The organism is Aphanizomenon sp. CS-733/32 (genome assembly GCF_028330045.1).
GTDB lineage: Bacteria > Cyanobacteriota > Cyanobacteriia > Cyanobacteriales > Nostocaceae > Dolichospermum > Dolichospermum gracile.
Window position 1 is genome coordinate 1 of sequence record NZ_JAQMSE010000056.1, and the last position, 8,236, is coordinate 8,236.

The 8,236-nt window shown below is 41.2% G+C and carries 9 protein-coding genes; 1 reads left to right on the forward strand and 8 read right to left on the reverse strand.

What is annotated here, in order from left to right; all coding sequences use genetic code 11:
• Nucleotides 1-316 precede the first annotated feature (316 nt).
• Together PN471_RS04735 and PN471_RS04740 are read right to left on the reverse strand one after the other, a co-directional pair.
• Entirely contained in the window at nt 317-1,513 is a 1,197-nt protein-coding gene (locus PN471_RS04735) for a site-2 protease family protein (protein WP_271775865.1), read from the reverse strand.
• Nucleotides 1,514-1,640: 127 nt separating this feature from the next.
• Entirely contained in the window at nt 1,641-1,889 is a 249-nt protein-coding gene (locus PN471_RS04740; protein WP_271775866.1) for a photosystem I reaction center subunit PsaK, read from the reverse strand.
• Nucleotides 1,890-2,018: 129 nt separating this feature from the next.
• On the opposite strand from PN471_RS04740, the gene PN471_RS04745 reads away from it, so the two are divergent.
• Complete coding sequence (locus PN471_RS04745; protein ID WP_271775867.1) at nt 2,019-2,651, forward strand: phosphoribosylanthranilate isomerase; 633 nt, start codon at nt 2,019-2,021, stop codon at nt 2,649-2,651.
• Nucleotides 2,652-2,735: 84 nt separating this feature from the next.
• Here the strand turns inward: PN471_RS04745 and folE are convergent, their stop codons facing one another.
• From folE to PN471_RS04775, 6 genes are all read right to left on the reverse strand, one after another.
• Nucleotides 2,736-3,443: a GTP cyclohydrolase I FolE gene (folE, locus tag PN471_RS04750; RefSeq protein ID WP_193899714.1), complete on the reverse strand. Its 708-nt coding sequence runs from the start codon at nt 3,441-3,443 to the stop codon at nt 2,736-2,738.
• Between the two features lie 80 nt (nt 3,444-3,523).
• Nucleotides 3,524-4,249: an SDR family oxidoreductase gene (locus PN471_RS04755; RefSeq protein ID WP_039202862.1), complete on the reverse strand. Its 726-nt coding sequence runs from the start codon at nt 4,247-4,249 to the stop codon at nt 3,524-3,526.
• A 111-nt stretch (nt 4,250-4,360) separates the two neighbouring features.
• Complete coding sequence (locus PN471_RS04760) at nt 4,361-5,341, reverse strand: acetyl-CoA carboxylase carboxyltransferase subunit alpha (RefSeq protein WP_039202861.1); 981 nt, start codon at nt 5,339-5,341, stop codon at nt 4,361-4,363.
• A 102-nt stretch (nt 5,342-5,443) separates the two neighbouring features.
• Nucleotides 5,444-6,463: a long-chain acyl-[acyl-carrier-protein] reductase gene (locus tag PN471_RS04765; protein WP_271775868.1), complete on the reverse strand. Its 1,020-nt coding sequence runs from the start codon at nt 6,461-6,463 to the stop codon at nt 5,444-5,446.
• Nucleotides 6,464-6,781: 318 nt separating this feature from the next.
• Entirely contained in the window at nt 6,782-7,480 is a 699-nt protein-coding gene (locus PN471_RS04770; protein ID WP_193899472.1) for an aldehyde oxygenase (deformylating), read from the reverse strand.
• A 196-nt stretch (nt 7,481-7,676) separates the two neighbouring features.
• The gene (locus tag PN471_RS04775) at nt 7,677-7,949 is read right to left on the reverse strand and encodes a hypothetical protein (RefSeq protein WP_271775869.1); all 273 of its coding nucleotides are present in this window, start codon (nt 7,947-7,949) and stop codon (nt 7,677-7,679) included.
• Between the last annotated feature and the right edge of the window lie 287 nt (nt 7,950-8,236).

Below are 8,236 nucleotides of genomic sequence, written 5' to 3' on the forward strand. Positions count from 1 at the left end.
GTAAAAAATCTCTTGGTTTACAATATTCATTCAACAGATTTTGAAAAGCCACACGAATAGATGTTTCTTTGCGAGAACCACCATATTGAATGATTTTTTCTACTTCGGCTTGATATTGAGTAACTAAGAGTCTAGACATAGTTAAAAAATTTATATAGTGATGCAGAATTTATTTTTTAATACTAGCATTTTATTGTCCAAATCAGGACGTAATTAATCCTGAACATCCTAAAATCCTGGATATCCTGATTCTGACATTATTCTCTTCATTAATCCTGAACATCCTCAAATCCTGGACATCCTGATTCTGACAACTTCATTTTTCCACAGACTTCGCTATTACCCCCAACTGTAAACCTGGTGGAAAACTTCCTTCTTCCTTAATCCGTTTAATTTCCGCAGTAGTAATTGGCAAATTTAACCTTTGTGCTAATGCTTGAACAATATCCCCTCTATCAATGACACCAGCAACAGCATCCGCAGGAGAAAGAACAGTGATTTGAGGTAATTGTTCAGTTTCTAACTTCCGAATTACCTCAGCAAAAGAAGTAGATTCTACAACAGTAGGAATTGTATTTAAGGGATGAACAATAGTTTGTAAAGTTTGAGTTTCCCATTCACTTCTTTGGGTAGTTCGCAAATCATTAATATTAACTAAACCCCGATAGCGACCATCAGCAGCCGCAAAATAAACTTGTGGTGCAGTGGTTTCTAAAAGATAGGAATCAGCAAATTCTCGCAATGTTTGATTGGCATCAACAACCCGGAAATTACGAGTCATACCATCGGCTGCTACTAACTTGAGTAAAGTTTCTTGTAATGTAGTAACACGGTCATAACTGTTAGCATTACGAACTGCAAACCAACCGAGTAAAACAATCCATAAACCCGTGATAAATTCTCTGGTAAAGAAGTCAATAGCAAAACCCAAAGCGATCGCAGTATAACCTAAAATTTGTCCAGCCTTTGCAGCCCAGTGTACCGCTTGAAAGCGATCGCCTGTAATTTTCCACAAAGCCGCTTTTAACACCTGTCCCCCATCCAAAGGCAAACCAGGAATTAAATTAAATAAAGCCACCACCAAGTTAATCCTCGATAAATCCCCGGTCATTTCACTCAGAGGGTTACTATCGGGAATTACACTCGCTGCTAGACGCAGTAAGACAAATAGCATCACACTGACCGCAGGACCAGCGATCGCCACCTGAAAAGCCTGACCAGGAGTTTTTGACTCCTCCTCAATTGCCGCCACCCCCCCAAACAAAAACAAAGTAATCGAATTCACCTTAATACCTTGGGATTGTGCCACCAAGCTATGTCCCAACTCATGTAGCAGCACCGAAGCAAATAACAGCAGTGCCATCATCAAACCAGCACTCCAACCCGCAACAGTCCCCCATTGTTGGTAAGCTAACCCAAAATTCAGGGTTGTTAACCCCAAAATCACAAACCATAAGGGGTCTAAAAATAAGGGAATGCCAAATAAAGAACCTATTTGCCAATTTGTTTGCATTATTAGATATTTCCAGAAATTATTTTATAGAGAGAAATGTATGTATAACTCTAGAATAGACAATTTTAAATAGCATAGATCCCCGACTTCTCCAAGAAGTCGGGGATCTGGTATTTGTTAATCCAACTTACAAACGACCAATATTAGTTAGTCCTAACACAATACCAATACCAATTACATGACCAAAAGCCATTGCTCCAATGAATCCTGGTACACTTACAGGCAATACAGGCATCCCAAGTCCAACTTTAGCAGATTTCAGTGCAAAAGTAAATAATAATACAACTGCGCTGCTGGCACTGATAATGATACCGACTGTAGGACTCCACACTGGTGTAACAGGAACGGATGCTGCGGCTAATAAAATTGATGACATGAAATTGTGTTCTCCTAAATGAGAAAATGAATATAGTTCTACAGAATTATAAAATTACCCAGGACAAAGCAAAAGTTTTTAACTTGAATTAAGATACTTTTGTGATTATTTGTAACTCTTCTGATAAAAATGCGGGTTAAAATTTGCGGTATTACCCAACCAGAGCAGTCTTTAGCTATAACTGCCCTGGGTGCAACAGCACTAGGATTTATTTGTGTTCCCAGTTCCCCTCGTTACGTTACCATAGCCCAAATTCAGGCAGCGATCATCCCCATTCCCGAAAATATTGATAAAATCGGCGTTTTTGCTAACACTACTATTTCTGAAATTAGTCAAATAGTGAAAAAGTCTGGTTTAACCGGTGTCCAGCTACATGGAGACGAAACACCAGAATTTTGCCAGCAATTACGTCAATCTCTACCCCAGGTGGAAATTATCAAAGCCTTGCGAGTCCGCAGTTTAGAGCATCTACAAACCACCATACATTACACCGATTATGTAGATACTCTACTACTTGATGCTTACCATCCTCAACAGCTAGGAGGAACAGGACAAACCTTAGATTGGCATCAACTAAATCAGCAATTTAGCCCTAATCTTCCTTGGTTCTTAGCCGGAGGACTCACACCAGATAATATTTTGACTGCTTTAAGTCAAATTAAACCCAATGGTATTGATCTATCTAGTGGTGTCGAACACTCACCAGGTAACAAAGATTTAGATAAAGTAGCCCTATTGTTTCAAAAGTTAGAGAATTGGTGATTAGTCATTAGTCATTGGTCATTGGTCATTAGGAAAAATATTCTCCCCTACCCCTACTCCCCTGCCCCCTACCCCTACCCCGCATTAAAATAATGACGCTTGATGACGAATCAAGTTAAAAAATTCTTCACGGGTTTTGTGTTGTTCTTGGAAAATACCTACCATCGAACTGGTAACTGTCCAAGAACCAGGTTTTTGAACCCCCCGCATCACCATACACATATGAGTAGCTTCCATGACTACAGCCACACCTTTGGGTTCGAGGACTGCTTGTAGCGCCTCAGCAATTTGTCGAGTTAGTCTTTCTTGAACTTGCAATCGGCGAGAATACATTTCCACAATTCTTGCCAGTTTGCTTAATCCTACAACTTTTTGATTGGGAATATAAGCAACGTGCGCTCTACCCATGAATGGCAGCATATGATGTTCACACAGGCTAAAGAAGTTAATGTCTCTTACCAAAACCATTTCATCATGTCCTTCATCAAATATCGCACCATTGATGAGGTCTTCTAGAGATTGATTGTAGCCGCTGGTGAGAAATTTCATCGCCTTAGCTACGCGCTTGGGTGTTTTTAGCAGTCCTTCCCGTTCAGGGTCTTCTCCTAATCCCACTAACATTGTCCGCACAGCTTGCATCATCTCATCCATTGTTTCTTCCGACGGTGGATGTATTTCTGGTTCTTTGCCATTATGGGTATTGCGGTCTGGTCGGACATTGATAGCTTCTGCTAAGTCAGGAATGAGAGGCGATTGCGAGGTATTAGAACCGGTTGAACCAGCGATAGTCATGATTAAATTTTAGTAATTTTTCAGTTGTCAGTTGTCAGTGGTAATTGATCATTTAAAGAGATAAATGAGGAAATTACCAATTAGAGAACACCAGCATTGGACATAATCGTCAATTCTTCAATTACTGCTTCTTGTGGTAATAAGACAGTGTGTAGAATTGTTGTTGCCACAATTTCTGGAGTTAACATTTGGGAACGGTCAAAGTTAGCTTGGACGGTTGGAGTATCCCAAATTGCTGTATTCACAGAACCAGGACAAATGGCAATGACGCGAATACCATTAGCCCGTTCTTCTTGTGCGAGGGTTTGGGAGAGGAAAAGAAGTCCTGCTTTGCTGACGCAGTAAGCACCCCAACCCGGAAAGGTTTGTTTGGCTGCTATAGAAGCAATGTTAATAATTGTGCCTTGCCCTTGTTGGCGCATTCCTGGCAAAATTCCCATCATGCACTGAAAGACACTGGTGAGGTTCAAGTCAATAACTTGTTGCCAGTCTTCCAAGGGTGTTTCACTCAGGTTGCCTGTATATCCAATTCCAGCGTTATTAATGAGAATATTTATGTTGCCAAATTTGTCAGCTATTCCTTGAATTTTGGATTTAACTTGGGTAACTTCAGCTAAGTCTAGACAAAAGGCTTGGGCTTCTACTCCTAACTCCTGTGCGGCTCTAGCTACAGACTCTAGTTTATCCTGAGAACGGCTGACTAATGCTACATCTATTCCAGCTTTTGCAAATGCTAAAGCTGTTGCTCTGCCAATTCCGCTACTAGCACCAGTAATTAAGGCGCGTCTTTTTTGCTCAGAATTCATAAAATCAAGTAAATACAAATGCCTATAGCTCTTGAAGATTGTTAAAAATCCTTAAGCAGCCATAGGCAATTATAGCATTGCTATTATTCTATACCATTTTCTTGAGTATTTTTAGTGGGCAAGTTCTGTGAAAACGCCGATATTACGGAATTTATCATAACGGAGTTGGCGGCGCTCGGCTGGGGTGAGACGGTTGAGTTCGTCTAAGTTTTCCACTAGGGCTTGTTTTAAGTTGGTAGCCGCTGTTAAGGGGTCTGAGTGTGCGCCACCCAAAGGTTCAGGGAGGATTTGGTCAATAATGCCCAAGTTTTTGAGGTCGTGGGAGATGATTTTCAGGGCTACGGCGGCTAGGTGAGATTTACTGGCATCTTTCCACAAAATTGCGGCACAGGCTTCAGGGGTAGCTACGGTGTAAACTGAGTGTTCAAACATCAGCAGGCGATCGCCTACACCAATACCCAAAGCCCCACCGGATCCACCTTCACCGATAACTGTACAAATGATGGGTACGTCAAAACTGAACATTTCTCGTAGGTTATAGGCGATCGCCTCTCCTTGTCCTTGATGTTCGGCTTCGATGCCTGCCCAAGCCCCGGGAGTATCAATAAATGTCAAAATTGGCATACTAAATTTATTGGCGTGTTCCATGAGGCGCAGAGCCTTACGGTAGCCACCAGGAGCAGCCATACCAAAGTTGCGGGCAACGTTGTCTTTAGTATCTCGACCTTTTTGATGTCCTAACATCATCACTGGTTGTCCAGCTATGCGACCAACGCCACCAACTAAAGCTGGATCATCGCCGCCACAGCGATCGCCATGTAATTCCATCCATTCATCGCTGATAGACTGGATATAATCTAAGGTGCTAGGCCTGCGGGGATGACGAGCTACCTGCAATCGTTGGGATGGTGTCAGACTACTAAAAATCTCCTCCCGCAATTGCGTCGCCCGTGTCTCTAGTTGGCGAATTTGTCCAGAAACATCAACACCATTTTCTTCAGCCAATTGGCGAATTTGGTCAATCCGAGTGGCCAGTTCTGCTAAAGGCTTTTCAAAATCTAACAGTAGGGGTTTGCGCTCAGTGGTTGCCATATTAAGGAAATAGGGAATAGGGAATAGGGAATAGGGAATAGGGAGAAGAGGAGAATATTGATCTTTGCTTTTACCTCTTGCCTCTTGCCTCTTACCTCTTGACTAAACTAGTAATGGTCTAAAACCGTGTTTAATGGACACTCGACCAATTTGCTCCATTTTGTCTACGGTAATCTGATTACGCCCCCAAGAAAAGTTTGTATATAACTTCTCAAACTCCAGCAGCATTGATTCGGCAAAACAAGCAAATAATTGCCGTCCTGGCACATCCATATTGACAATTTTCATAATTTTCCAGTCAATATCTAGGGAATGCTCCACAATGCCACCATTTAGTACATATATCCCCGGATGCTGAACTTTTGTACCTAAATTTTTAGGATAGCCACCATCAATCAATAGACAGGGTTGCTTTAATGCTGTTGGTTCAATTTCTACGCCTTTGGGCATACTCGCCACCCAGACGACAATATCCGCTTGGGGTAATGCTTCCTGTAACCCCATAATTTTACCCCGTCCTAGTTCTGCTTGTAGTTCTTGGAGACGTTCTTGATTTCTCGCAATTAATAGTAATTCTTGAACATCTGTTTTTTTATCTAGCCAGCGGGTGACTGCGCTGCCAATATCCCCCGTTGCACCGCACACAGCTACAGTTGCTTTGGACAATTCAATCCCTAGTTGTTGGGAAGCTTCTTCTACTTGCCGACAAATAATGTAAGCTGTATGAGTGTTGCCTGTGGTGAACCGTTCAAATTCTAGGTTAATATTGCGGACTTGTTTGAACTGCTCTAAATTAAAGTTCTCAAAAATAATTGAGGAAAATCCACCCAAGGCTGTAATATCAATGCCATGCTTTTGAGCATGAGCCATAGCATTAAGAATTTTGCGCGTTGCGGCTTTAATGCGGCGATTAGCCAGCATTTCCGGTAAAAAGCATGATTCTACATACTTTCCTTCTATTTTCTGCCCGGTGATACTGGTGACAGTGATATGATCAACTATTTGCGGCGGGGCGCTACACCAAAAGTCTAGCCCTTGATCGGCATATTCTGGATATCCCAATTCTTGAGCTACTGATTGAGCGTGTTCTAAACTAGTCAGATGTCCAATTAAACCAAACATGGAGTGATATATTAGGCGTGTGCTGTCGTGCAAAACCAATTTTGGATTTTAGATTTGAGATTTGAGATTTTGGAGAAATCAAAAAACTATGCCAACTTGGAATCAGAGATAATATCTAACTATTAAAAATACTACATAAGGTGTCCAGATAATTGGTAATTCGCAATTAAGTAGGTGGATGTGAGATAACCAAAATCTGTAAAGAAAGGTAAATAGGGCTTAAATCCTTTTCCCCTCTGCTCCCTGCTCCCTGCTCCCTGCTCCCTGCTCCCTGCTCTGAAAACCTGGGGTAACATAGTTGTCACCCCAAGGGCATTTCTAAGCGGCTACAAGTCCGTATGCAGAAAGACGCATGATATCACGGGTAGTGAAGCCAATGTTACTTAGGGCCTCACCATATTGAATCATAAAGTCTTCCACTAAAGCGTCTTTTTCCATAGCTAAGATCTTGGCATCATCTGCCACTTGATTGAGCATTCTCCATACTAGAGGTAGGTTTTGGCGGTTAGCTTCCTCTAACTCGGCTTGGGATTCTGTAAAGTTTTTTTGCAGCCACACTTCACCAAAGTTGAGATGGCTGTATTCTTCTTTTACTACTCCTTCTGTGATTTTACGAGCGAAATCATCAGCTACAGGAATATAGATATTGTAGGCGGCGATCGCAAAACATTCGATAATTAATGATTGAATCAACAGGCAGGTAACTATTTTACCTTCTCTAGCTGCTGCTTGGAAATTGTCGTGTAGTCCCAAGAAAAACTTTTTCGCAAATTCTAAATCTGGAGTCACTTTTAAGTTCCGTCCACAGGCTTCAAATCCCTTTTTGTGGCGACTTTCCATTTTTGAGAGGACAATTAGTTCCTTTTCCTGTGCCGGCAGTAGTTGAGCTAATGTAATGTAATTTTCGTGGGCTTCTTGTTCTCCTTCAATTACGATCGCATTGATGCGGCTATAAGCATCTTTATATATTTCACTTTGAAAATCAATTGTTTCAATTTGGTCTACAAGTTGCTGCATTGTCTGTATTACTCCGTTAACCCTGCTCATTTGATACAAAAACTCAACTTACCCGATAAATTTGGGGTAATTATCACTGTGATTTAATTTAACTTAACAAGAAACTATAGTTATTAGATTAGTTTTTACTGATGGTTGTACCACCAGAAAAACAAATGTATGAAGTCATAGCCAATGTCCAAGCTAAACTGGAATCTCAAAAACGCCGATTTTTGAGGCTGTTAGCAGCACGAACAGGTAAATTTAGAGTTTTGCTGCCGCTAATTGTGGTTTTCCTAACTTCCTTTGGGTCTGAAGCTACCACAAACAACAAGGACTTCCCAGAATAATGGGACTTTAGCCAATTACCACTGGGGATGGTAGGGAAGTTTTTACCGAACTTTGAATATTCTACCTTAGTAGCGATCGCACTTACAGCTTTTCCAATTTTCACTTTAGCTTTAGCTTTCTCCTGATTGGCGAGTAGCATGATTTGTTTAAGCGTTTTTTGTTAAAAGTTAACTATAATTAAATATAGAACAATCAGTCTTGTCGTGGTTAAAAGAGACATTTACCAATAGTTATTTGTTGACAATGAAAGGAGCAGCGACAATTGCGAAGATAGTCGTGATAGTGTTATAAGGGAAATGCCGAAAACCCTTGAAGATGTAGCTGACTTAGGAAGCTACATCTGTGCTTTAGACAAGGGATGAAGGCTAGGTGCAGGATTTATCCTGCATTGACGTTAATCGCGTTGCTGTTCAATATATTTCTTAA